This window comes from Serratia ficaria, from assembly GCF_900187015.1.
Lineage (GTDB): Bacteria > Pseudomonadota > Gammaproteobacteria > Enterobacterales > Enterobacteriaceae > Serratia > Serratia ficaria.
On record NZ_LT906479.1, the window covers coordinates 3,521,575 to 3,545,999 of the forward strand.

At 61.0% G+C, this 24,425-nt stretch carries 18 protein-coding genes; 10 read left to right on the forward strand and 8 right to left on the reverse strand.

From position 1 onward, the window contains the following. Positions 1-111 precede the first annotated feature (111 nt). From CKW09_RS16660 to CKW09_RS16670, 3 genes are all read left to right on the forward strand, one after another. Positions 112-1,623, forward strand: coding sequence for a sugar ABC transporter ATP-binding protein (locus CKW09_RS16660; protein ID WP_061795888.1), 1,512 nt, complete (start codon positions 112-114; stop codon positions 1,621-1,623). Then, entirely contained in the window at positions 1,620-2,615 is a 996-nt protein-coding gene (locus CKW09_RS16665) for an ABC transporter permease (protein ID WP_095098477.1), read from the forward strand. Before CKW09_RS16660 ends, CKW09_RS16665 begins: the two co-directional genes overlap by 4 nt. 240 nt (positions 2,616-2,855) lie before the next feature. Next, positions 2,856-4,850: a ligand-gated channel protein gene (locus tag CKW09_RS16670; protein WP_061795886.1), complete on the forward strand. Its 1,995-nt coding sequence runs from the start codon at positions 2,856-2,858 to the stop codon at positions 4,848-4,850. A 57-nt stretch (positions 4,851-4,907) separates the two neighbouring features. On the opposite strand, the gene CKW09_RS16675 is transcribed toward CKW09_RS16670, so the two are convergent. Both CKW09_RS16675 and CKW09_RS16680 read right to left on the reverse strand, forming a co-directional pair. Further along, positions 4,908-5,696: an ABC transporter ATP-binding protein gene (locus CKW09_RS16675; protein WP_061795885.1), complete on the reverse strand. Its 789-nt coding sequence runs from the start codon at positions 5,694-5,696 to the stop codon at positions 4,908-4,910. Then, positions 5,693-6,775 (reverse strand): FecCD family ABC transporter permease, encoded by a 1,083-nt coding sequence (locus CKW09_RS16680; RefSeq protein ID WP_061795884.1) that lies wholly within the window; start codon positions 6,773-6,775, stop codon positions 5,693-5,695. The genes CKW09_RS16675 and CKW09_RS16680 overlap by 4 nt, the downstream gene beginning before the upstream one ends. 381 nt (positions 6,776-7,156) lie before the next feature. Between CKW09_RS16680 and CKW09_RS16685 the strand changes: the two genes are divergently transcribed. Then, positions 7,157-8,254, forward strand: coding sequence for a GGDEF domain-containing protein (locus CKW09_RS16685; RefSeq protein ID WP_095098480.1), 1,098 nt, complete (start codon positions 7,157-7,159; stop codon positions 8,252-8,254). Between the two features lie 43 nt (positions 8,255-8,297). On the opposite strand, the gene CKW09_RS16690 is transcribed toward CKW09_RS16685, so the two are convergent. Both CKW09_RS16690 and yieE read right to left on the reverse strand, forming a co-directional pair. Further along, positions 8,298-9,776 carry an amino acid permease gene (locus CKW09_RS16690; protein ID WP_061795882.1) on the reverse strand — a complete coding sequence of 493 codons (1,479 nt, stop codon included), beginning with the start codon at positions 9,774-9,776 and terminating at the stop codon, positions 8,298-8,300. 216 nt (positions 9,777-9,992) lie between these two features. Next, positions 9,993-10,859: a DNA-binding transcriptional regulator YeiE gene (gene yieE / locus CKW09_RS16695; protein ID WP_061795881.1), complete on the reverse strand. Its 867-nt coding sequence runs from the start codon at positions 10,857-10,859 to the stop codon at positions 9,993-9,995. Positions 10,860-11,141: 282 nt separating this feature from the next. Here yieE and CKW09_RS16700 point away from each other — a divergent pair, with 282 nt between their 5' ends. The 3 genes from CKW09_RS16700 to nfo all read left to right on the forward strand — a co-directional run bounded on the left by CKW09_RS16700 (position 11,142) and on the right by nfo (position 15,204). Continuing rightward, positions 11,142-13,034: an acyltransferase family protein gene (locus CKW09_RS16700; protein ID WP_095100220.1), complete on the forward strand. Its 1,893-nt coding sequence runs from the start codon at positions 11,142-11,144 to the stop codon at positions 13,032-13,034. 156 nt (positions 13,035-13,190) lie between these two features. After that, the gene (locus tag CKW09_RS16705; protein ID WP_095098483.1) at positions 13,191-14,267 is read left to right on the forward strand and encodes a YeiH family putative sulfate export transporter; all 1,077 of its coding nucleotides are present in this window, start codon (positions 13,191-13,193) and stop codon (positions 14,265-14,267) included. Positions 14,268-14,364: 97 nt separating this feature from the next. Further along, complete coding sequence (nfo, locus tag CKW09_RS16710) at positions 14,365-15,204, forward strand: deoxyribonuclease IV (protein ID WP_061795878.1); 840 nt, start codon at positions 14,365-14,367, stop codon at positions 15,202-15,204. A gap of 20 nt (positions 15,205-15,224) precedes the next feature. On the opposite strand, the gene CKW09_RS16715 is transcribed toward nfo, so the two are convergent. The 4 genes from CKW09_RS16715 to fruB form a co-directional block, all read right to left on the reverse strand. After that, positions 15,225-15,797, reverse strand: a complete 573-nt coding sequence (locus tag CKW09_RS16715) for a DJ-1/PfpI family protein (RefSeq protein WP_061795877.1) — start codon at positions 15,795-15,797, stop codon at positions 15,225-15,227. Between the two features lie 133 nt (positions 15,798-15,930). Then, the gene (fruA, locus tag CKW09_RS16720) at positions 15,931-17,619 is read right to left on the reverse strand and encodes a PTS fructose transporter subunit IIBC (RefSeq protein WP_095098486.1); all 1,689 of its coding nucleotides are present in this window, start codon (positions 17,617-17,619) and stop codon (positions 15,931-15,933) included. 12 nt (positions 17,620-17,631) lie between these two features. Continuing rightward, entirely contained in the window at positions 17,632-18,573 is a 942-nt protein-coding gene (gene fruK, locus CKW09_RS16725) for a 1-phosphofructokinase (protein WP_061795875.1), read from the reverse strand. Then, positions 18,570-19,703 carry a fused PTS fructose transporter subunit IIA/HPr protein gene (gene fruB / locus CKW09_RS16730; RefSeq protein ID WP_061795874.1) on the reverse strand — a complete coding sequence of 378 codons (1,134 nt, stop codon included), beginning with the start codon at positions 19,701-19,703 and terminating at the stop codon, positions 18,570-18,572. The genes fruK and fruB overlap by 4 nt, the downstream gene beginning before the upstream one ends. A 247-nt stretch (positions 19,704-19,950) precedes the next feature. Here fruB and CKW09_RS16735 point away from each other — a divergent pair, with 247 nt between their 5' ends. The 3 genes from CKW09_RS16735 to torA all read left to right on the forward strand — a co-directional run bounded on the left by CKW09_RS16735 (position 19,951) and on the right by torA (position 24,281). Further along, positions 19,951-20,373: a nucleotide triphosphate diphosphatase NUDT15 gene (locus tag CKW09_RS16735; RefSeq protein WP_061795982.1), complete on the forward strand. Its 423-nt coding sequence runs from the start codon at positions 19,951-19,953 to the stop codon at positions 20,371-20,373. A 257-nt stretch (positions 20,374-20,630) separates the two neighbouring features. Beyond that, positions 20,631-21,791, forward strand: coding sequence for a NapC/NirT family cytochrome c (locus CKW09_RS16740; RefSeq protein ID WP_095098489.1), 1,161 nt, complete (start codon positions 20,631-20,633; stop codon positions 21,789-21,791). A gap of 12 nt (positions 21,792-21,803) precedes the next feature. Next, positions 21,804-24,281, forward strand: coding sequence for a trimethylamine-N-oxide reductase TorA (gene torA / locus CKW09_RS16745; protein ID WP_095098492.1), 2,478 nt, complete (start codon positions 21,804-21,806; stop codon positions 24,279-24,281). The last annotated feature ends 144 nt before the right edge of the window (positions 24,282-24,425 follow it).

Below are 24,425 nucleotides of genomic sequence, written 5' to 3' on the forward strand. Positions count from 1 at the left end.
CAAGGATTTTTTTCGTCTTAGTTATGTCATTTAGTGGCTTGTCAAAATCGCGATCTGTGTTACAAAAGATCACCTTTAGCCATCTAAACACCTAAACGTCCCGATCACACTATGCCAACCGCCACGCCCTCACGCCTCGAGATGCGCAATATCTCGATCGCCTTCGCCGGCTTCAACGCGCTGCAGAATGTCGATTTCACCCTGCAGGGCGGTTCCACCCATGCGCTGGTCGGCGCCAACGGCGCGGGCAAGTCGACGCTGATGGCGATCTTGTCCGGCGCGCACGACCACTACCGCGGAGACATTCTGATCGACGGCCGGGCGGTGGATATCCATTCCCCGCTGCAGGCGCGCCGACACGGCATCCATGTGGTGCAGCAGGAGGTCGACGTGGCGTTGATTCCGCAGCTGTCGGTGGCGGAAAACATCATGCTGGACTGGCTGAATGAGCCGGGCCACCTGCTGAACTGGGCCGAACTGCACCGCCGGGCGGCGCGGCTGCTGCAACAGCTGGAACTGAAGCTCAGCCTGCGCCGGCGCCTGGCCGACTGCACGCTGGCGGAAAAACAGCAGGTGTTGCTGGCGCGGGCGCTGTCGCACCGCTGCCGCTTTCTGGTGCTGGACGAACCCACCGCCCCGCTGGATCGCGCCGAGAGCGAACGCCTGTTCCGGGTGGTGCGCCGCCTGCGGTCCGAAGGCATCGGCATCGTGTTTATTTCTCATCGCATTCATGAGCTGAGTGAGGTTTGCGACCGGCTGACGGTGCTACGCGACGGGCGCCACGTCAGCGAGGACGCCATGCACGGCCTGAGCGGCGAACAGGTGGTCGAGAAAATGCTCGGCCACCGGCTGGACGACATCTTCCCGCCGCCGCGACCGCCGCACGGCGACCGCCCGCTGCTGCAGGTGCAGGGTCTGCACGACAGGCACAAGCTGCGCGACGTCTCGCTGCGGCTGCATCGGGGAGAGATCCTCGGCATCGCCGGGCTGGCCGGCGCCGGCAAAACCGAGCTGTGCAAGGCGCTGTTCGGCGCCGCGCCGGCGCGCATCGAGCGCGGCGAGCTGCGCGGCCAGCCCTGGCGGCCGCGCGCGCCGCACCTGTCGGTCGAACAAGGGCTGGCGCTGGTGCCGGAAGAGCGCCGCAAGGAAGGCATATTCATCGATGAAGCGATCCCGATGAACCTGAGCGTCAGCGCCGACGACAGCTTCTCGCGCTGGAGCCTGTTCAGCCGGCGCCGGGAGCTGCGCTGGGCGCAGGACATCATGCGGCGCCTGAGCATTCGCGCCTCCGGCCCGCAACAGCGGCTGGCGCGGCTGTCCGGCGGCAATCAGCAGAAGGTGGCGATCGGCAAATGGCTGCGCGGCGACGCCGAGGTGCTGATTTTCGACGAGCCGACCAAAGGCGTGGATATCCAGGCCAAGCAGGAGCTGTTCAGCCTGATCGACGGGCTGGCGCGCGCCGGCAAGGGCATCATCTATGCCTCGGGCGAGTTCGCCGAGCTGGTTGGCCTGTGCGATCGCATCTGCGTGCTGTGGGACGGCCGCGTCGTGGCGGAGCTGAACGCCGCCGATATTGATGAAGAAACGCTATTACTGTATTCCACCGGAGGAACCCCAGCGTGAGTAAAGAATTATCCTTACAGAATGCCCGCCCCTGGCGCCATCAGCTGTTTGAGTTTCTCTATAAATGGGGCATGCTGCTCACCGTCGTGGCGCTGATCGCGCTGTTCGGCCTGGCGTCGGATAACTTCCTCGATCCCAATAACATCATCAATATTCTGCGTTCGATCGCCATCGTTACGGTGATCGCCATCGGCGTCTCTATTTCGCTGTCGGTCGGCGGCTTCGATTTGTCGGTCGGCTCCACCGCCTCGCTGGCCAATGCGCTGGTGATTTCGCTGTTCGTCTGGCACGGCTTCGGCACCGCCGGCGCCATAGTGTTGACGCTGCTGCTGTGCACGCTGGTCGGCCTGTTCAACGCCTTGCTGATCGTGGTGCTGAAAATCCCCGATATGCTGGCCACCCTGGCCAGCCTGTTCGTCATCCAGGGGGTGGCGATGACCTACAGCTATGGCGGCTCGATTACCCAGAACATGGTCTTGCCGAGCGGGGATATGGCGGAGGGGACGATCCCCGAGGTGTTTTCCACCCTCGGCCAGGTGCCGGTGATCGTGCTGATCATGCTGGCGGTCACCCTGGTGGTCCAGCTGTTCCTGTCGCTGACCAAGCACGGCCGGCGCATGTACGCCATCGGCGGCAATCCCGAGGCCGCGCGCCTTTCAGGTATCCGCACCGTACGTTACAGGGTTTCCGCCTATGTCATTTCTGCCCTGCTGGCCTCGCTTGGCGGCATATTGCTGGCGTCACGTATTGGTTCCTCTCAGGTCAATGCCGGCGGCGGTTATCTGATGGATGCGGTCGCCGCGGCCTATATCGGCTTTTCGCTGGCCGGCTCCGGCAAACCCAACGCGCTCGGCACCCTGGTCGGCGCAGTGATCCTCGGCGTGCTGCAGAACGGCCTGGTGATGCTTTCGGTCCCTTATTACGCGATGGATATTATCAAAGGCCTGGTGCTGGCATTGGCGCTGGCCATCACCTACATCCAGAAACGCTAAGCCTGACGGCGCAGCCCCGCTGCGCCGCTTTTCCCTTTAATTCATCCGGTTACTCCCTTCTTTATTGACGCAATCATACAAATGATACGAATTATCATTTGCGTTTACATTTGGTTTGAAATCCTTACAATACCCTGACGCAACGCGGGCGAAACGATGCATTTCGCCGCGGCAATGGAATTATTTATCCAATTATTCAATACGTTAATAAACAACACTAAACCAGGAAAGGTTTGCCTCATGGAAAAGCCACGCTATAACAGACTCGCCGCATTGATTATCGCCTCACTCAGCAGCGCCGGCGCGCTGGCCGCACCGCAGGACGACGCTCAGGACACCATGGTGGTCACCGCCTCCGGTTTCCAGCAAAAGATCCAGGACTCCGCCGCCTCGATCTCGGTGATCCCGCGCCAGCAGATTGAAGACAAGGCCTATCGCGACATCACCGACGCGCTGAAAGACGTGCCGGGCGTGGTGGTTACCGGCGGCGCAAGCAGCAGCGACATCAGCATTCGCGGCATGTCGTCCAAATACACGCTGATCCTGGTGGACGGCAAGCGCGTAGACACCCGCGGTACCCGCCCGAACAGCGACAACTCCGGCATCGAGCAAGGCTGGCTGCCGCCGCTGGAAGCCATTGAACGCATCGAAGTGGTGCGCGGGCCGATGTCCTCGCTGTACGGCTCCGACGCCATGGGCGGCGTGATCAACGTCATCACCCGCAAAACCTCCCGCACCGAGTGGAAAGGCTCGCTGCACGGCGACGCCACCCTGCAGGAAAACCGCAACTCCGGCGATCTGTTCCAGACCAACGCCTACGCCTCCGGCCCGCTGATTGAAGGCCTGCTCGGCCTGCGGGTCAACGGCCTGCTGTCGCGCCGCGCCGAGGACAAGATCCTTAACGGCTTCAACGAACAGCGCATGCGCAGCGGCACCGCGGTGTTCACGCTGACGCCGGACGACAAAAACGAATTCGACTTCGAGGTCGGCCGCTCGCTGCAGGACCGCAACAGCACGCCGGGCAAATCCATGGCGGCCGAAAACTGCCGCAACAATAAATGCACCCAAAACAGCGTCAGCGACAGCCTCTATACCCGCACCAACTACGCCCTGACCCACAACGGCTATTACGACTTCGGCAACTCCACCAGCTACATTCAGCGTGAAGAAACCAATAACCCGGGCCGTGACATGAAGATGTACAACACCATCTTCAATACCCAGAACCAATTCGAGCTGGGGTCGCACATGCTGAACCTCGGCGGGCAGTACCGTTACGAAAAACTGAGCGACGGCGGCAATCAGCTGGACGCCGCCGACGGCTTGAGCAAGTTGACCCGCTGGAGCTGGGCGCTGTTCGCCGAGGATGAATGGGCGCTGACCAACGACTTCAGCCTGACGACCGGCATCCGTATGGATCAGGACCAAAACTACGGCAACCACTGGACGCCGCGCATGTACGGCGTGTGGCATCTGACCGAACAGTGGACGCTGAAAGGCGGCGTCTCCGCCGGCTACCGCTCGCCGGACCTGCGCCAATCCTCCGCCAACTGGGGGCAAATTACCGGTGGCGGGCGTACGTCGATCATTATCGGCAACCCGGATCTGCAGCCTGAGAAGAGCCTGAGCGAAGAGATCGGCCTGATGTGGGATAGCCTCAAAGGCATCAACGCCGGCGTAACGGTGTTCAACACCGACTTCAAAGACAAGATCACCGAGGTACGCCGCTGTGACAGCGGCGATGGCGATGCGCAGTGCATGATCGGCAACACCCCTTACTATTTCATCAGCGATCGCGTCAACGTCGATAAAGCCAATATGCGCGGCGTGGAGGCCACCTTCGGCTGGCAGATCAGCAAAGACTGGAAGTGGAACACCAACTACACCTTTACCTCGTCCGAGCAGAAAAGCGGCGATTTCCAGGGTAAACCGCTGAATCAGATGCCGAAACATATGCTGAACACCGTGCTGGACTGGCAGGCCACTCATGATCTGGGCGTATGGACGCGCGTTAACTTCCGCAGCAAAACCTCGGACTATCTGAGCCGCACCTCGATGGCCAAGAGCACGCCGTCTTACACCTTTGTCGACGCCGGCCTGAGCTACCAGGCGGCGAAAAACCTGCAGCTGACCGGCGGGGTTTACAACATTCTCGACAAGAGCGTGGATTACGATCACTACAACACCACGCTGGACGGCCGCCGTTACACCGTCGGCATGAGCTACAACTTCTGATAAGCGAAAGGCCCTGCAAAGGGCCTTTTTTAGCTGACTTACCGCGCAACCGCGGGCCTAAATCACCGGTTGGTTGACCAAGCCGTCGATCAGCACCTGCGGCGTGCCCTGCGAGCAGCGCTCGATACGGCCGCGCACGCCATACACCCGCGCCAGGCTGTGCGGGGTAATCACCTGTTCCGGCGCGCCGTCGGCAATCACCTCGCCATCCTGCAGCATCAGCACGTGGTCGCCATGGCGCAGCGCGATGTTGATGTCGTGCACCACCACGACCGTGATGATATTGCGCCTGCGGGTTTCGCGCCGCACCAGATCCATCACGTGGAACTGGTAGTTGAGATCGAGCGCGCTCAGCGGCTCGTCGAGCAGCAGCAGCGAAGGCTGGCGGATCAGCGACTGCGCCAACCCCACCAGCTGTTTCTGGCCGCCGGACAGCTGATCGAGATAGCTCAGCGCCAGATGGGCGATGCCCAGCTGTTCCAGCAGCGCCATCACTTCCGCTTCGCTGCCGGCGTTGCTGCGGCCGCCCGAGGCGCGCTGCGCCACGATGATGGATTCCAGCACGTGCAGATGCACCCCGGCGGGCAGCGACTGCGGCAAATAAACCACCTTCTCCGCCCGGCGGGCGAACGGCATCTGCATCAGGTCGCCGTCGTCCAGCCACAGTTTGCCCTGCGCCGGATTCAGCCCGGCCAGCGAACGCAGCAGCGTCGACTTGCCGCTGCCGTTCGGCCCCAGCAATACGGTGATCTGGCCGCGCGGCAGCATCGGCACCGAAAGGTCGCGGATGACCTGGCGCTTCGGATAGCCGGCGGAGAAATGTTCGATACGCAAACCCTGGCTCATACATTCCCCCGGTGGCGCAGAATAATGCTCAGGAAGAACGGCACGCCCACCAGCGAGGTGACGATGCCGACCGGAATGATGACGCCGGGCACCAGATTTTTCGACGCCACCGACGCCATCGACAGCACCAGCGCGCCAATCAGGGCGCTGGCCGGCAGGTAGAAGCGGTGATCTTCGCCAAAAATCATGCGGGCGATGTGCGGCGCCACCAGGCCGATAAAGCCGATCGGGCCGACAAAAGCCACCGCCAGCGCGGAAAGGACGCTGATGCGCAGCAGCGTGGTCAGGCGCAGGCGACGCACGTCAATACCGAAACTTACCGCCCGGTCTTCCCCCAGGCGCAGCGCGGTCAGCTTCCACGAGCTCATCATCGACAGCGGCAGCAGCACGGCGAAAACGCCGAGCAGAATGCCCAGCTTGTCCCACGAGGCCCGCGCCAGGCTGCCCATGGTCCAGAACACCAGGCCCTGCAGCGTGTCTTCGCTGGCGATGAACTGCATCATCGACACCAGCGCGTTGAAGGTAAACACCAGCGCAATGCCGAACAGCACCACGCCGGAGGTGGCCACCCGCGTCCAGCGCGTGATGCCGTCCAGCATCAGCGCGGCGAACAGCGCGAAAATAAAGGCGTTGGCGGAAATGAACCACTGGTCGGGGATGCCCGGAATGCCGATGCCCAGCACGATGGCCAGCGCGGCGCCAAAGGCCGCGGCGGAAGAGACCCCCAGGGTAAAGGGGCTGGCCAGCGGGTTATTCAGGATGGTTTGCATTTCGGCGCCGGCCAGGCCGAGCGCAAAGCCCACCACCACCGCCATCAGCGCGTAGGGCAAGCGAATATCCCATACGATCACGCGGGTGCCGGCGTCCGCCGCCGCCGGGTCGATCAGCGTTTGCCACAGCGAGGACAGCGAGAGCCCGGATGGCCCCATGGTGAAGTCCAGCAGCAGCGAGCCGAGGATCGCCAGGGCCAGCACGCCCATAATCAGTAAGCGGTGACGAAGAATATGCTGATAACGCCCCATCACGTTGACCTCGGGTTGCCCCTTGGCGCCGGTGGCGGGATCGGTGGATACGCTCATTATTTCGGATACCTGTTACGACGATAACGATAGCGGCAGGCGAACGGCCGCTTTTACCTGGAAAGAGTGCTGCATTAACCGTTAAGCAGCCGCCAACAATAAAGCAAACGATAATACTTATCAATCATAACTATCGCTGTAATCGGGCGTATCAAGATGTAACGTTTTATTTTCTATGCTTATTATCCAACGTGCCTGCTGCGGCCATGTTAATTGCCCGGGGTTAACAATTCCGAAAGTGGCCCCCGAACCGGCCCGGCTATGACAAACGACGAGAAAACCACATAGAATCCAAAGCCAAAGCGCTCCGCAACGCATCACCGCGTCCGGACCAGAGGTTCCAGTCCCTATTATGCACAGGGCTTTATTGATGAGGCTGCAATGAGAAGTCCACCTACCAGGTTAACGCCCAAGAGGCCGGCGCTGCTGCATTGGCTGCTGCACAGCCCGCTGCATGCCGACGACGGCCCTTTCCAACGCCAGCTGCGGCTTACGCTGGTGCCTTCCCCGCTGACGCCCTGGCTGAACGCCGCCGGCCCGGCGCTGCTGCTGGCCGGCTATGCCTGGCTGAGCCATCTGCTGGTCGGCATTGGGCTGCTGCTGCTGCTGTTGCTGCTGACCGCCGGGCGCTGGTGGCTGGCGCGCCATCGTTCGCCGAATTGGCCGAACGCCATGCTGGTGATGGCGCTGCTGTGGGCCGCGCTGGTCGGCGCCGGCGCCGTGCTGGCGATGCTGTCGGGGCGCTTCGTGCTGATCCTGTTCGCCGGGCTGGCGGTGACCGCGCTGGCCTGCTGGCTGATGCAGCGTCACGCCGCGGCGCCGCGCTTCGCGCTGCTGGAAGTGATGGTACTGACCCTGCCCTATCTGCTGACGGCGCCGCTGTCGCGGGTGCAAAACCTGTTTCTGCTGGCCGACATCACGCCGCTGTGGGTGCTGCTGGCCCACGGCTTAATTGCCCTCTACCACCGGCAGCTGGTGCTGCGCGTCACCCTGGCGTGGGAAAAGCAGCAGGCGGCGCATCGCGACCACCTCACCGGCTTCCTGAACCGCGCCGGCGGCGAGGCGGTGATGCAGGAGATCTGCCGTCCTTCGGCAACCGTTCATCCGCTTTCGCACCTGTTTATTATCGAGTTCGGCCCGCTGGCGGCGCTGTATCAAAGCCACGGCGTGTTGATTGGCGATGGCGTGCTGCGCACCGTCGGCGAGCGTCTCAAGATGCTGATCCGCCCCAGCGACTTCGTCTGCCGCTATATCGGCGGCCAATTTCTGATCCTGGTGCACGATTTGCCCTACGGTTCCGAGGGCGAATTCCTGGCGCGTATTTTACCGCCGCTGGAGGCGCCTTACGGCTTCGGTGATTTCGGCGAAGTGACGATGCAGCTCAACGCCGGCGCGTTGGCGCTGACGCAGGACTATGCGACGGTGGAAAGTCTCATGGCGGCGGCGCAACGGGCGTTGGCCAAAAACGGCAGGAAATGACCCAATAACGCGGCGGGATCCCGCCGCGTTTCAGCATTGCAGATTATTTAACGTCCATCTTCGGGAATTCCATTTCGCTGTACTTCACGACACGGGTGCCGCGCGTCAGCTTGTAACCGAACCAGATCAGCAGGAACAGCGGAATGCCGATATAGGTCGCGGTCACGCCGTACCAGTCGATTTTGTCTTCCAGGAACGCCTGATAGTTTTGCCCCAGCGTGATGATCAGACACAGCACAAAGGCGAAGATCGGCCCCAGCGGGAAGAAGCCGGAACGATACGGCAGATCGTTCAGGTCATGCCCCTGCAGCATATAGCCGCGGCGGAAGCGGTAGTGACTGATGGCAATGCCCAGCCAGGCGATAAAGCCGGTCATGCCCGAGGTGTTCAGCAGCCACAGGTAAACCGACTGGTTGCCGAACATCGAGCTGAGGAAGCACAGCCCGGCCACTACGGTGGTGGCGTAAAGCGCGTTGCGCGGCACGCCGCCCTTCGACAGCTTGGCGAAGATGCGCGGCGCCTTGCCTTCCGAAGCCAGGGTAAACAGCATGCGGGTCGAGGCGTACATGCCCGAGTTGCCGGCGGACAGCACCGCGGTCAGGATCACCGCGTTCATCACCGCCGCCGCCGACAGCAGGCCGGCATGCTGGAATACCAGGGTGAACGGGCTGACGCTGATGTCTTTCACGTCGTTGCGCAGCAGGCTCGGATCGGTGTAAGGAATGATCAGGCTGATGATCAGAATGGCGAAGATATAGAACAGCAGGATACGCCAGAACACCTGACGCACCGCACGCGGGATGTTTTTGCCCGGGTTTTCCGATTCGCCGGCGGCGATGCCGATAAGCTCGGTGCCCTGGAACGAGAAGCCGACGATCATCGCCACCCCGATCATCGCCGAGAACCCGCCGGCAAAGGGCGCGTCGCCCACCGTCCAGTTCTGCCAGCCGGCATGTTCGCCGCCTTTCAGGATGCCGAAGATCATCATCACGCCGATGACGATAAAGATGATGACGGTGGTCACTTTGATCAGCGAGAACCAGTATTCCGCTTCGCCGAACCCTTTGACCGAAATATAGTTGAGCAGGAACATCAGGCCGAGGAACAGCGCGCTCCAGATCCAGCCCGGGGCATCGGGGAACCAATAGCTCATCACCAGCTGCGAAGCCACCAGGTCAACGGCGATGGTGACCGCCCAGTTGTACCAGTAGTTCCAGCCCAGCGCGAAGCCAAAGCCTTCTTCGACGTATTTGGCGCCGTAGGTGGAGAACGAACCGGACACCGGCATAAAGGCCGCCAGTTCGCCGAGGCTGGTCATCAGGAAGTACACCATCAAACCGATCAGGGCATAGGACAACAGCGCCCCGCCGGGGCCGGCCTGAGAAACCGTGGCGCCCGAAGCGACAAACAGGCCGGTGCCGATGGAGCCGCCGATGGCGATCATGGTCAAATGCCGGGCTTTCAGCTCGCGGCGCAATCCGGGTGCTTGCTGCCCCGATGTTTTTATATCCTGCTGAGCCATTCTTACCCTATCTGCTCGTCAAAAAAAATGAGGGCGGATTGTAACAAATACCCACCGGCGAACTAGCAACATTGCACTGATATAAGATAGCTTCATAACTCAGCGGCAATTATTAGCAACGGGCCAGTTAGCCTTACTTACTGTCATTAATGTGACAGCGCGCAGGTTTTTATGCTTATTTTTCCTGCGCGGAGGCGAGATTTGCGTGGTGAGGGATTACAGCGCGCAGTAGCTGAGGAAACGCTGCAAGGCATTGGAGATGTGTTTCTGCCGATGATGGATCAGATACAGCGTGCGCATCAGCGGCGGCAGCGGCACCGCCAGCTCCACCAGCGCGCCGCTGGCCAGTTGCTCGCCCACCACCCGGCGCGACAGGCAGCTGATGCCGATACCGTGCCGCACCGCGTGCTTGATCGCCTCCGAATTGCCCAGCTCCATCACCAGCTGGAAATGCGGCAGGTGCGCCAACAGCAGATGATCCAGCACCTCGCGGGTGCCCGAACCGCGCTCACGCAGGATCCAGGGCGCATTGGCCAACGCCTCCAGCGTCAGCGGCTGCTGCGCCAGCGGGTTATCCGGCGCGGCGAACACCACCAGCTCGTCCTCCAGCCAGGGCTGAGTCACCAGCTCCGGCATGTGGCAAGGCCCTTCAATCAGCCCCAGATCGACGCGGAAATCCGCCACCGCCACGATCACATCCTGGCTGTTGCCGACGTTCAGCTCCAACGGCGTGTCGGGGAAGGCTTGCCGGTAGCGGGCGATCATCTCCGGCAGCATATAATTGCCGATGGTGCTGCTGGCGGCGATGCGCAGCGCGCCGCCGTCGTGGCGGAACAGCTGCTCTATCTCCCCCGCCTGCTCCAGCAACGCCAGCGCCTTGGGATACAGCAGACGGCCATGTTCGTTGATGACCAGCCGTTTGCCGACCCGATCGAACAGTTGAACGCCGAGTTGCCCTTCCAGATCCGCCAGCGCCGCGCTGACCGCAGATTGCGACAGCGCCAACACCACCGAAGCCTGAGTGGTGGATCCGCTTTTCAGCACTTCGGTAAAAACTTCCAATTGACGCAGGGTGATGTGCATAACCGTCTCGGTGTTGAAATTTCAAAAATTCTCTTCGAGAAATTATAACCTTAAATGCGATCAAAACCTGAACTCCCGCGCACAAAGACCGTGGCGGGGCTTAGGCGAGAAACGAAGACACCATAACGCAGGCGCGTTACGTCCAAAAACACTTTCGTTAACAATTCTAAGCTTTATCTTATTTTAATGCCCAAAACCGGGGTTTTGGCGAAATATCCTTCAAAATAACTGCCCAATTTGCTTATACTCCGCTAACGTTTTTCTTACCAATTGGGTGCAAAAGTGAAGTATAGAGCAGATATCGACGGCTTACGGGCGCTTGCCGTTCTGCCGGTCATCGCGTATCACATGGGGCTTGGCGGTATTCCTGGTGGCTTTACCGGTGTCGATATATTCTTTGTTATTTCGGGTTATTTAATCTCAGGGATAATTTTCCAGGAATATATTAAAGGTGATTTTTCTTATATCGATTTTTACAAACGACGCAGCTTAAGAATCCTTCCGCCTTTATTTGTTGTATTATTCGCTACACTCGCCGTTGGCTACCATATACTTCTCCCGGTACAGGTTGCAGAGTTAGGCAAGAGCGCCTTAGCCACCACCCTATTCTCCTCGAACTTTTTCTTTTTTAGTCAAACCGGCTATTTTGATGGCCCAGCAGAGCTGAAGCCGCTACTGCATACCTGGTCACTGGCGGTGGAAGAACAGTTTTATATCATTTTCCCTATTATTCTTTTCACCGCGTTAAAATTCTTCCGCAACCGGATCACCCTGATCATCACCCTGATTATCGCCGGTTCATTCCTACTCAGCCTGGCGGGCCTAAAATTCCAGCCCAGCATGACATTTTATATGTTGCCGACCCGCGCCTGGGAACTGGCGATGGGGGCAATACTGGCGGTCAGCGGCATGGAGCACTCGCCATCCCTGAATAAAAAGACGACCCGCCATGCCCTGAGCCTGTTGGGGTTGGCGTTGATTATCTTTGGGTTCCTCTGGTTAGACACCACCAAGAAGTTCCCTTCCTATAACGCACTTTATCCATGCGTTGGCGCTTTCCTGATAATCCTGGCCGGCCGGGATTCTATCGTCGGCAAGATACTGGCGCTCAACCCCGTCGTGTATATCGGCATGATCTCATACTGCCTGTATCTTTGGCACTGGCCGATCATCGTTTACGCCAACCTGCTGCTCGACGTCAGCCTGTGGCAAAAGAGCCTGCTGGTTATTTCGCTCACCTTTGGGCTGGCGATCGCATCGCGTTATTTAATCGAAATACCGTTCAGATATAAGCTGAAAAACATTCCATCGAAAAGTATTGTCGCGGCCTCTGCGGCCAGCGTTGTACTCGCGGCGTCGCTGACCGCGTTCATTGGTTACATAAAGAATGACAACGGCAGCTTTTCCACTGAGTCGTTGAAGATCGCCGACTACATCAATTACCGTGGTTCAAATGAGTACAATTACCAATATCGCCTGGGCGAGTGCTTTATTAATGGCGAACCCGGCGGCGATGGCGCCTACGATAAGAAAAAGTGCCTGAAGATTTCCGAAACGCAGAAAAATTTCGTATTGATCGGTGACAGCCACGGCGCCCACCTGTGGCGCGCCATCAGCCTGGCCGCCGGCGATAAGGTAAACCTGATGCAGGCTACCGCGTCAGGCTGCAAGCCGGTCACCGAGCAGAAAATGAGCAACCGCTGCACCGATTTAATAAACTACGTGTACAAAGACTTTATTCCCAATAACAAGATCGATGGCGTGATCATCTCAGCGCGCTGGAATCAATACGATAAAGATCAGCTTATTAAAACCATAGCTTATCTGCGGAAATATACGGAAAACTTTTACATACTGGGGCCGACGGTCGAGTACAAGGGCCCGCTGCCGGAACTGCTGGCTTATCAGGAAAATGGCGATCCTGCGCTGGCGAGCCGTTCTATCGTTAAAGGCCGGAAAGCGATGGACAGCGAATTGAAAACGCTGACGGCGTCCATGAAGGTCAACTATATCTCGGTTTACGACTTGATTTGCCCGGCGGGCCATTGCCTGGAAATGACCGACAGCGGCCAACCTTCTGCCTTCGACTACGGCCACTTTACCCTAAGCGGCGCAAACTATGTCGCAAAGGGCATCGTCAACCAGCTCAACAATCATCACTTCTTTTACCCCTAGATAGCCTTTTCTCTCGCTGCTCAGAGGCTCGCATTTTGCGAGCCTCTTTGCCCTATACCACTTATTCAGATTGGTTATAAATATATAATCAATTTCTCTTTTATGCCGCCGAAACGTAGTCTTGTCAGCAAGGAATTTGATGAAGGACTGAGTTATATGGCGACCGATACTACGCATACCTTTCCAGAACGGCGTTATCCCCTGTTCGGCCTGCCGCGGCTGGTGCCGGGGCTGCTGCTGACCGGCGCGCTGACCGCGCTGGCCATCTGGGCCGGCGACCTGCCCTGGGTGGCGGGATTGGGCTTGGGGGCGCTGACGCTGGCGATCCTGTTCGGCATTCTGGTGGGCAACACGCTTTATCCCTGGCTGCAGCCCAGCTGCCACAGCGGGGTTCAGCTGGCCAAACAGCGTCTGCTGCGGCTGGGCATCATTCTCTACGGCTTCCGGCTGACCTTTCAGCAGATCGCCGACGTCGGCGCCACCGGCATCATTATCGACGCGTTGACGCTGACCACCACCTTCCTGTTGGCCTGCTGGCTGGGCAAGAAAGTGTTCGGCATCGACAGCCAGACCGCGATGCTGATCGGCGCCGGCAGCAGCATCTGCGGCGCGGCGGCGGTGATGGCCACCGAACCGGTGCTGAAGGCCGACTCCAGCAAGGTGGCGGTGGCGGTGGCGACCGTGGTGGTGTTCGGCACCCTGGCTATCTTCGTTTACCCGTGGCTGTACCAGCTGAATGCGCACTTCCAGTGGCTGCCGCTCAGCCAGGAGACCTTCGGCATCTACGCCGGCTCCACCATCCACGAAGTGGCCCAGGTGGTGGCGGCCGGCCACGCCATCGGCCCGGACGCCGAAAACGCCGCGGTGATCGCCAAAATGATCCGCGTCATGATGCTGGCCCCGTTCCTGCTGCTGCTTTCCGGTTACATCAGCCGCGGCAGCGCCACCGGCAAGGCGGACAAATCCGCCATCACCATTCCCTGGTTCGCGGTGCTGTTCATCGCCGTCGCCGGTCTGAATTCGTTCGACCTGCTCCCGGCCACGCTGGTGCGGCATCTGATTACCGCCGACACCTGGATGCTGGCGATGGCGATGGCGGCGCTGGGGCTGACCACCCACATCAGCGCGGTACGTCAGGCCGGGGTAAAACCGATTCTGCTGGCCACCCTGCTGTTTGTCTGGCTGATCGTCGGCGGCGGCGCGATTAACCAACTGGTGCAGTCGCTGCTTTAACCTCCCCTTCGGCCCGCTTCGGCGGGCTATTTTTTTCCGCCATTCAATCTGCCCGCCATCAATGCCATAATGACGCCGATAACACAGGAGAATCAAAATGAAGTTTGTCGGTGCACATGTCAGCGCGTCAGGCGGCGTGGATCAGGCGGTTATCCGCGCGCACGAATTAGAGGCGACCGCGTTCGCCCTGTTCACCAAAAATCAGCGTCAGTGGAAGGCCGCCCCGCTGCCCGCCGACGTGATCGATAAGTTTAAAAGCGCCTGCGCCCAGTACGGCTTCGGCCCGGGGCAAATCCTGCCGCACGACAGCTATCTGATCAACCTGGGCCACCCGGTCGGCGAAGCGTTGGAAAAATCGCGCGACGCCTTTCTCGATGAAATGCAGCGCTGCGAACAGCTGGGCCTGACGTTGCTGAACTTCCATCCCGGCAGCCATCTGCTGCAGATTGAGGAAGACAAATGCCTGGCGCGCATCGCCGAGTCGATCAATATCGTGCTGGATAAAACCCAGGGCGTGACGGCGGTGATCGAGAATACCGCCGGCCAGGGCAGCAACCTGGGCTTCAAATTCGAACACCTGGCGGCCATCATCGACGGCGTGGAAGACAAGAGCCGCGTCGGCGTTTGCATCGACACCTGCCACGCCTTCGCCGCCGGTTACGACCTGCGCACCGAAGCGGACTGCGAGCAAACCTTTAAGCAGCTCGGCGATATCGTCGGCTTCAACTACCTGCGCGGCATGCACCTGAACGACGCCAAGAGCGAGTTCAACAGCCGCGTCGACCGCCACCACAGCTTGGGCGAAGGCAACATCGGCAAAACGGTGTTCAGCTACATCATGCGCGATGCGCGCTTCGACAATATTCCGCTGATCCTCGAAACGGTGAACCCGGACATCTGGGCGGAAGAAATCGCCTGGCTGAAAGCGCAGCAGTAACCGCTCAGACGGCGGCGTTCTCAGGCATGTTCGGCGGCCAGCATGGCTTTGAACTGTGTCACCGTCGCCTCATCGATCCCCAGGGCGCTGAAAATAGCGGCGGCAAAGCTGACTGGCGCGGTGCCCGGCGCCGTGATGACGTTGGTGTCCGCCACCGCTGAGGCACTGGCGATAAAAAGCGGTTCGCCGGTGTAGTTCTTTGCGTTGCGCGTTAAAAATCCCACCTCGTTGGACGTATGCGCCCTGTCGTTAAGCAAACCCGCACGCGCCAGTGCCAATGTACCGCCACAGATACCCGCTAACGTTATGCCTCGCAGATGCTGGGCGTTAAGCAATGCGCCGATATCCGGCGCCTGTTCGCGTTCCCATAGGGTGCCCCCCACGACCACCACGGCATCGGGATGCCATGCCGCCAGTTCGTCCAGCCCCTTTGAAACCTCGCAGACCAGGCCGCCCTGCGAACGAATTCGCCCCACCTGCGGCGCAAAAAATGCCACCTCCAGCCCATAGAAAGGCCCACCGATGCCAGCGATCAAAGCGTATTCCCAGTCGGCAAAGCCCGGGGTCATTATCACTGCCGCTTTTTTATTCATTGATTCTCCGGTTAAACGTCGGTTTCCGTCTGCCCACCATCATAGAAACAGTTGGGGCTTTTAGCCATGCGGCGGCCGGAAATGACAAAGCGCGACCCAAGGGCCGCGCTTTGCTTACTTGCCTGCGTAACCGTTAAGCCAGGGTGGCCGCCGGCGCTTCGGCGCGTTTCAGCAGGGCGTAAGCCACGCCCGCCAGCAGCGTACCCGCGGCGATCGCCACCAGGTACAGCAACACCGGCGTGATGGCGCCCGGGATCAGCAGCACGAACAGGCCGCCGTGCGGCGCCATCAGCTTGGCGCCGAACGCCATCGACAGCGCGCCGGTCAGCGCCCCGCCGGCGATGCAGCAAGGCAGTACGCGCATCGGATCACGGGCCGCGAACGGGATGGCCCCTTCGGAGATAAAGCACAGGCCCAGCACCAGCGCCGCTTTACCGCCTTCCTGCTCGGATTTCTGGAACTTGCGGCGCGCCAGCAGCGTCGCCAGCCCCATCGCCAGCGGCGGCACCATACCGGCGGCCATAATCGCCGCCATTGGCGCATACACCGAGGAGCTCAGCAACGCCACGCCGAAGGCGTAAGCCGCTTTGTTCACCGGGCCGCCCATATCGGTACACATCATCGCGCCGAGGATAGCCCCCAACAACACCGCGTTGGCGGTGCCCAGCGACTGCAGCCAGTGGGTCAGGCCTTCCATGATTTTCGCCACCGGCGTGCCGACCACGTAAATCATGATCAGGCCGGTGATCAGGCTGGCCACCAGCGGAATGATCAGAATCGGCTTCAGCGCTTCCATGCTTTGCGGCAGGCGCAGCTTGCCGCTGATCGCCTTGGCGACATAGCCCGCCAGGAAACCGGCGATGATGCCGCCGAGGAAGCCGGCGCCGGTGCTCACCGCCAGCATGCCGCCGATCAGGCCGGGGGTCAGGCCGGGACGGTCAGCGATCGAGAAGGCGATAAAACCGGCCAATACCGGCACCATCAGCGCGAAGGCCGAGCCGCCGCCGATCTGCATCAGCGCCGCCGCCAGAGTGCCTTTGACTTCAAACGCCTTGATGCCGAACACGAACGACAGCGCGATGCACAAGCCGCCGGCCACCACCATCGGCAGCATGTACGACACGCCGGTCAGCAGGTGGCGATAAGGGCCGTTGCCCTCTTTCTTTTTCCCTGTCGGCGCCGCGCCGCCGCTTTTTTGCGGCTGAAACACTTCGGCTTCGGCCAGCGCCTTGTCCAGCTCCTGCGCGGTTTTCTTCAACGCCAGGCCGGTTGAGGTGCGGTACATCGGCTTACCGGCAAACTTGTCCAGATCCACTTCAATATCGGCCGCCACGATCACCAGATCGGCCGCCGCGACCTCTTCCGGCGTGATGGCGTTGCCGGCGCCTACCGAGCCGCGGGTTTCCACCTTCACCCACCAGCCGCGCTTCTTCGCTTCGCTTTCAATGGCTTCGGCCGCCATAAAGGTGTGCGCCACGCCGGTCGGGCAGGCGGTGATCGCCACGATGCGTTTTTGCCCGGCGGCTTTCGCCGGAGCGGCGGCCTGAGCCGGCGCCTGATAGGCCTTGGCCCCGGCCCTGGCCTGCGCCAGGAAGGCTTCCGGCTCGCGAACCGCCTGTTCAACCTCCCCCAGGTAAACCAATTTGCCGTTCAGCGCGGCGTCGACGGGCACGGCCTGCCCCGCTACCACCACCAGCTCGGCGTCCGCCGGCGACGCCGCCAGCGTCAGGCCGGTTTTGGCCGCGGCGGCTTCAAGCATGCGTTTCGCCAGGTGGCTACGGGCCTGTCCCAGCGAGCTGTCTATCATCAGCAGCGTTTTCATTCTGCCTCCTGCTTATGGGTTGAAAGGTTTCAGGTCGACGCGCGCCATCATCGCGGCCAACTGGGGACGATCGGTCACGCCGACGTTGCTCTGGCTTACCGCCAGCGCGGCCACGGCGGTGGCCAAACGCAAAGTATGTTCACTGGATTCGCGCATCAGCAGGCCGTAAATCAGGCCGCCGACCATCGAGTCGCCGGCGCCCACGGTGCTGACCACCTCGCAAGACGGCGGTTTGGCGATCCAGGCGCCGGACGCGTTCACCCACAGCGCCCCTTCGGCGCCGAGCGAGATAACCACGTGGGCGATGCCCTGATCGCGCAGCGCATGCGCGGCTTCCACCACGTCGGCCAACTGCGGCAGCGGGCGCCCCGCCCAAATTTCCAGCTCGCGGCGGTTCGGCTTCACCAGCCATGGCGCGGCTTTCAGCCCGGCGACCAGCGCCTCGCGGCTGCTGTCGAAAATGATGCACGGGCACTGCGCGCGCAGGCGGATCATCCAGTCGGTAAAGGCGTCGGGATCGACGCCGGCCGGCAGGCTGCCGCTGACCGCCACCATGTCGAACTGGCCCAGCCAGCTCAGGGAGTCATTGACGAAACGCTCCCAGTCCTGCGGCGTTACCTCAAAGCCGGAGAAGTTGAAATCGGTCACTTCACCGTCTTTCTCGGTCAGCTTGACGTTGATGCGGGTACGTCCCGGCACCACCTGGAAACGGTTGGCGATGCCCAGATCGCTGAACAGCAGCTGGAAGCCGTCCTGGTTGTCTTTGCCTAAAAAACCGCCGACGGTGACGTCGATGCCCAAGTCTTTCAACACCTTGGCGACGTTGATCCCTTTACCTGCCGCGTGCAGGCCGGCGGTTTTCACCCGGTTGACTTCCCCGCGCTCGATCTCCGGGCAGAACCCCACCAGATCGTAAGCCGGGTTCAGGGTGATTGTTGCTACTCTTCTGCTCATGCTGCGCCCTCGCCCAGTCCTTCAGTAATGGCTTCGCCAATCGCTTTCAGCGCGGCTTCAGCATCTTCTCCATTGGCGGTAAAGCGCAGGTGATGCCCTTTTTTCACGCCCAACGCCACCACCTTCATCAGGCTGCGGCCGTTGGCCGGCTTGCCGCTGCCGTCCAGGTTGGTGACGGTAATTTCACTGCTGAACTGCTTGATCACGTTAACCAGCGCGGTGCCCGGCCGGGCATGCAGGCCGTGTTCGTTGCGGATCACGTACTCGGCGCTCAGCGTGGCGCTTTCTTCCGCCACCTCGCTGGTCAGCAGCGCCAACAGGGTAGCGGCGTCGGCGTTCAGCAAGCGTTCAGCTTTATTGGCCAGCAGCAGATCGCCCAAATAGTTCAGCACCGCCAGCGGCTGCGGATCGGCGACGGACAGCGTCAACAGCAGCGCCACCGGCTCGCCGTCTTCGTCGAACGCCTGCGCCGGGCGGCTGACGGTGGCCGCGCTGGCCAGGTTGCCCTCGGTGCTGTCGCTCAGCCAGATACCCTGCCCCAGATTCAGCGGCTTGCGGGTGATCACGTCGCTGACGAACTGCGCGTTGACCGCGCCGATCTTCTGCAACCTGCCGGCGTTGAGCGCCTGCAGCGTCATCAGGCTGTCGGCGGCGACGTCGAGCGCAATCAGGGACGCGTCGAAACGGAACTCGGCCGCCTGTTTCTCGCCCATCAGCAGGCTGCGCAGCTCTTCCGCAGAGTCGGTTTTCGCCAGCTGATCGGCGACGCTGTCGTCGCTCAGCACGTGGGTCAACTGACGCAGCAGCGCCAAATGTTCGTCGGAGCGGGCGGCGATGCCGATCACCACATAGGCGGTCTGGCCTTCGCCCCATTCGATGCCCTGCGGAAACTGGAACACCTGAACCCCGGTGTTCAGCACCAAATCGCGGGTATCGGTGGTGCCGTGCGGGATGGCGATGCCATTGCCCAGGTAGGTGGAGGTTTGCAGCTCGCGCTGCAACATGCCGTCCACGTAGGCGGCGCTAACGCAGCCGGCCGCGGTAAGCGCGGCGGCCACCTGGCGGATGGCGTCCTGTTTGTCGCCGGCGGCGGCGCCCAGGTGAATGTCTTGCGGTGACAACTGGAACATGATTCTCCTCTCCTGCTGAATTGAATCGTTTCAGCTTCATTGAGAAAAAGGAGCGTTACCTGCGGCGAGAGTCGCGGCCGATAACGCTGAAACGTTTCAAGGAGTGTGTGAGCTGCTCAGGATGAAAGCAAGTTTTCTCCCTTTTGCCATTGCAGATTTTTGAGCTTCCGCACACTTTTCCCCAAGGGTTGGCCGCACGGCCGGCAAAATGACATACTGTGCTGAAACTTTGCTGAAGGAGAAAAGCATGGCTGTCGTCACTGGCGTGGGGGTGATTATCGTTAACCCGCAGGGGGAAATATTGCTGGGAAAACGCTGCGGCCGGCACGCCCCTTTCTGGTCGATTCCCGGCGGGCATCTGGATGCCGGCGAAACCTTCGAACAGTGCGCCCAGCGCGAGATCGCCGAAGAAACCGGGTTACTGATCGATGCGCCGCGCTTTGTCGGCGTCAGTAATAATCTGCAAACCTGGCGCGCCGAAGGCAAACACACGGTGTCTGTTTGTCTGCAGGTGGCGCACCCCGGCGGCCAGGCCGAGTTGAAAGAGCCGGATAAATGCGCCGAGTGGCGCTGGTGCTCGCCCGAACATCTGCCGGAACCGCATTTCGAAGCCAGCCGCACCGCCATTCGCCTGTGGCTGAGCGGCCAGGCCTATCTGCCGAACGCATAACCCAGCAGCGATCGCGGTTCATCCCCAGGCCGCGATCCTGCCGCCCCCGCCATAATTCCTGATAAAAAACCGCTATATACAACAAGATATAACCCTAAATTATTCGCTAAACGCCATTTTATTGACCCAGAATAACCCTATGGTATTAGGTGCCTTTTATTATCAACCCGATAATCAGTACGGCATGCCGGCCCCCTGCGGCGGCGGCCCTTTGGCAAGATTTTACTTGTGATTTCATAATAATAAGCGGGTTTACCATGAGCAAAAAACTGACTGGCTCCGAGAAAAAGCGCCGGTGGGGATGGGTATGGCTGGTGCTGTTGGGGATTATCCTCGGTGCGGCGCTGCTGGCCGGCACCGCCACCGTCTTCCATAAAACCAGCGACACCGCCTTCTGCGTTTCCTGCCACAGCATGCAACAGCCGCTGGCCGAATACCAAGGCAGCGTCCATTTCCAGAACGCCAAGGGCATCCGCGCCGAATGCGCCGACTGCCACGTGCCGCATGAGCCGCTCGATTACCTGTGGACCAAGGTCCGTGCGGTAAAAGACATTTATGGCGAGATGGTCGGCACCCTCGATACGCCGGAGAAATACGAGGCGCACAAACTTGCGATGGCGCAGTCGGTGTGGAAAACGCTGAAAGAAAACGACTCCGCCACCTGCCGCTCCTGCCACAGCTTTGACGCCATGGACATGACCGCCCAGCGGCCGGAAGCGCGCCTTCAGCACCCGGTGGCCATCAAGCAGGGTGAAACCTGCATCGACTGCCACAAAGGCGTGGCGCATATCCTGCCGGACATGAGCGGCGAAACCCAGGCGGGCGCCGCCGAGCTGGCGAAAGCTGCGGCGGAGACCGCCCCTGACGCCACGACCCTCTACACCATCGCCACCGAGCCGTTCTTCCTCAGCGCCGATGACAGCCACAACGCCGGCAACCTGATGCCGTCCACCGAAGTGCAGGTGGTGAAACAGGAGGGCGACAGGGTGTTGGCCAGCGTTGCAGGCTGGCAGCAGGACGGAGTCAGCGAAGTGTTCTACGCCGCCCAGGGCAAACGCATTCTCAGCGTGCTGCTGGGTGAAGACGCCCGCAAACAGCTGAAAACCGGCGACTCCCTGACCGATGCGGAAACCGGGCTGGTGTGGCATCGGGTAGCGCTGCAGGTCTGGCTGCCGCGCAAGCAGCTGATCGACGACCAGCAGAAAATCTGGCGCTACGCGGCGGACATGATGTCGGCCAACTGCACCGGCTGCCACGGGCTGACCGCGCTCGACCGTTTCAACGCCAACCAGTGGATCGGCGTGATTAAAGGCATGGCGCCGCGCACCTCGCTGACGCAGGAACAGCTGCGGGTGCTGACCCAGTACGTGCAAAAACACGCCAGCGATATGCCATCCGCCGCACCGGCCAAGCTTTAAGGGAGAAGCGCAATGAGCAACCATCAACAACCGTTAAAAATGAACCGCCGCCGCTTTCTGGCCGGCGCTGCCGCGCTGGTCGCCGCTCCGCTGCTGTCCGGCCTGTGGTCGAAATCCGCGCTGGCGCAGGCCATCAGCGAAGCGTTGCCGCAGTTTGTGGCGCTGCGTCAGGCGCAGAAAGGCATTCTGACCGGCGCGCACTGGGGCGCCTTCGAAGCCATAGTTCGGGACGGCAAGATGGTCGGCGTGCAGCCGATCGCAGACGACCCCTATCCGAATGAGCTGATCGCCATGGCGCCGTATCAGGTGCATGCCGAAAACCGCGTCAAATACCCGATGGTGCGCAAAAGCTGGCTGGAAGGCGGCCCCGGCAGCCGCACCGAGCTGCGCGGCCGCGACGAATGGGTGCGCGTCAGCTGGGAACGGGCTATCGAACTGGTGTGCAATGAAATCACCCGCCTGCAGAAAGACCACGGGCCGCAGTCGATCTACGCCGGTTCTTACGGCTGGAAGAGCGTCGGTATGCTGCACAACAGCCGCACGCTGCTGCAGCGGCTGATGAACCTGACCGGCGGCTTCCTCGGCTATGCCGGCGACTACTCCACCGGCGCGGCGCAGGTGATCATGTCGCACGTGGTCGGCTCGATGGAGGTCTACGAACAGCAAACCGCCTGGCCAAACGTGGTCGAAAACAGCCAACTGGTGATCCTGTGGGGCTGCAACCCGATGGTCACGCTGAAAAACAGCTGGAACGTGCCGGACCACGTCGGCCAGACCGGCTTCGAGGCGTTGAAAAACAAAGGCACCCGGGTGATCAGCATAGATCCGGTGCATAACGACAGCGCCAAATTTGTCGGCGCGCAATGGATCGCCCCGCGTCCCTATACCGACGGCGCGATGCTGATCGGCATCGCCCATACGCTGCTGACCGAAAAGCTGCATAATCCGGATTTCCTGCAGACCTACAGCGTCGGCTTCGACAAATTCCGCTCTTACCTGCTGGGCGAGAGCGACGGCACGCCGAAAACCGCCGAATGGGCGGCCGACATCAGCGGCGTCGACGCCGAGGTGCTGCGCCAGCTGGCGCGCGACATGGCGAAACACCGCACCATGATCATGGGCGGCTGGGGCATTCAGCGCCAGCACCACGGCGAGCAGCAGCACTGGCTGCTGGTCACGGTAGCGGCGATGCTCGGCCAGATTGGCCTGCCGGGCGGCGGTTTCGGCTTCAGCTATCACTACTCCTCCGGCGGCAGCCCGACCGCCAAGGGCGGCATCATCGCCGGCATCTCCGCCGGCAATGCGCCGAAAAACTCACCGACGCCGATCCCGGTGGCGCGCATCGCCGAATGCCTGAGCAACCCGGGCAAGACCATCGACTTCAACGGCGCGCAGGTCACCTACCCCGAGGTGAAAATGGTCTACGTGGCGGGCGGCAACACCTTCCACCAGCATCAGGACACCAACAACCTGGTCAAGGCCTGGCAGCGGCCGGACACCATAGTGGTGAACGAACCCTACTGGACCGCCACCGCCAAGCATGCCGACATCGTGCTGCCGGCCACCACCAGCTACGAACGCAACGATCTGGAGATGGGCGGCGACTATTCGCAGCTGTACGTGTTCCCGATGCACCAGTGCGTGCCGCCGCAGCATGAATCGCGCAGCGATTTCGACATTTTCGCCGCCATGGCGGCCAGGCTGGGGGTGCAGGACGCCTTTACCGAGGGCAAGGATGAAACCCAGTGGCTGAAAGGCATGTATGACGACATGAAAACTCAGGCGCGCGGCGCCCGGGTGGCGCTGCCGCCGTTCGACATGTTCTGGCAATCCAACAACTACGTGCGTTTCCCGGTGCCGGAGGCCAACAAACAGTGGGTGCGCTTCGCCGACTATCGCGAAAATCCGCTGCTGAACCCGCTGGGCACGCCGTCCGGTAAAATCGAGATCTACTCGGACGCCATCGCCAGGATGAACTATCGGGACTGCCCCGGCATCCCGACCTGGATGCCGCCGCACGAATGGTACCGCGGGCCGGAGGCGGCCAGATACCCGCTGTCGCTCAATACCGCGCACCCGACCAACCGGCTGCACTCGCAGCTCGACAACACGCCGCTGCGGCAAAAATATGCGGTGGCGGATCGCGAGGCGATCGTCATTCACCCGCAGGATGCGCAGCCGCGCGGCATCGCCGGCGGCGATCTGGTGCGGGCGTTCAACGATCGCGGCCAGATCCTAGTGGGGGCGGTGGTTAGCGAAGACGTACGCCCCGGCGTGGTGCGCATCAGCGAAGGCGCCTGGTTCGATCCGGCCGATCCGGCGCAGCCCGGCTCGCTGTGCAAGAACGGCAACGTCAACTGCCTGACCTTCGACGTAGGCTCGTCCAGCCTGGCGCAGGGCAACTGCGGGCAGATGGCGCAGCTGCAGATCGAAAAATACCGCGGCGAGGTGCTGAAAAATACCGCGCATGCGGTGCCGGCCGGCGCCTAATCGCTTCACCGGGGGCGGTGGAACCGTCGCCCCCTTTCCCCCCCAGCGCCTGGCGCTTAAACGAATTGAAACCGTTTTTTGTTTTTTTCCTTTTTGTTTTTTGTTTTTTTTAAAAGAACGGGCGTATTATGCGCGTGACCTCCC

Coding starts and splice junctions, on each gene's coding strand:
- CKW09_RS16660 (WP_061795888.1), top strand. CDS start 112: ATGCCAACCGCCACGCCCTCACGCCTCGAGATGCGCAATATCTCGATC.
- CKW09_RS16670 (WP_061795886.1), top strand. CDS start 2,856: ATGGAAAAGCCACGCTATAACAGACTCGCCGCATTGATTATCGCCTCA.
- CKW09_RS16675 (WP_061795885.1), bottom strand. CDS start 5,696: ATGAGCCAGGGTTTGCGTATCGAACATTTCTCCGCCGGCTATCCGAAG.
- CKW09_RS16680 (WP_061795884.1), bottom strand. CDS start 6,775: ATGAGCGTATCCACCGATCCCGCCACCGGCGCCAAGGGGCAACCCGAG.
- CKW09_RS16685 (WP_095098480.1), top strand. CDS start 7,157: ATGAGAAGTCCACCTACCAGGTTAACGCCCAAGAGGCCGGCGCTGCTG.
- CKW09_RS16690 (WP_061795882.1), bottom strand. CDS start 9,776: ATGGCTCAGCAGGATATAAAAACATCGGGGCAGCAAGCACCCGGATTG.
- yieE (WP_061795881.1), bottom strand. CDS start 10,859: ATGCACATCACCCTGCGTCAATTGGAAGTTTTTACCGAAGTGCTGAAA.
- CKW09_RS16705 (WP_095098483.1), top strand. CDS start 13,191: ATGGCGACCGATACTACGCATACCTTTCCAGAACGGCGTTATCCCCTG.
- nfo (WP_061795878.1), top strand. CDS start 14,365: ATGAAGTTTGTCGGTGCACATGTCAGCGCGTCAGGCGGCGTGGATCAG.
- CKW09_RS16715 (WP_061795877.1), bottom strand. CDS start 15,797: ATGAATAAAAAAGCGGCAGTGATAATGACCCCGGGCTTTGCCGACTGG.
- fruA (WP_095098486.1), bottom strand. CDS start 17,619: ATGAAAACGCTGCTGATGATAGACAGCTCGCTGGGACAGGCCCGTAGC.
- fruK (WP_061795875.1), bottom strand. CDS start 18,573: ATGAGCAGAAGAGTAGCAACAATCACCCTGAACCCGGCTTACGATCTG.
- fruB (WP_061795874.1), bottom strand. CDS start 19,703: ATGTTCCAGTTGTCACCGCAAGACATTCACCTGGGCGCCGCCGCCGGC.
- CKW09_RS16735 (WP_061795982.1), top strand. CDS start 19,951: ATGGCTGTCGTCACTGGCGTGGGGGTGATTATCGTTAACCCGCAGGGG.
- CKW09_RS16740 (WP_095098489.1), top strand. CDS start 20,631: ATGAGCAAAAAACTGACTGGCTCCGAGAAAAAGCGCCGGTGGGGATGG.
- torA (WP_095098492.1), top strand. CDS start 21,804: ATGAGCAACCATCAACAACCGTTAAAAATGAACCGCCGCCGCTTTCTG.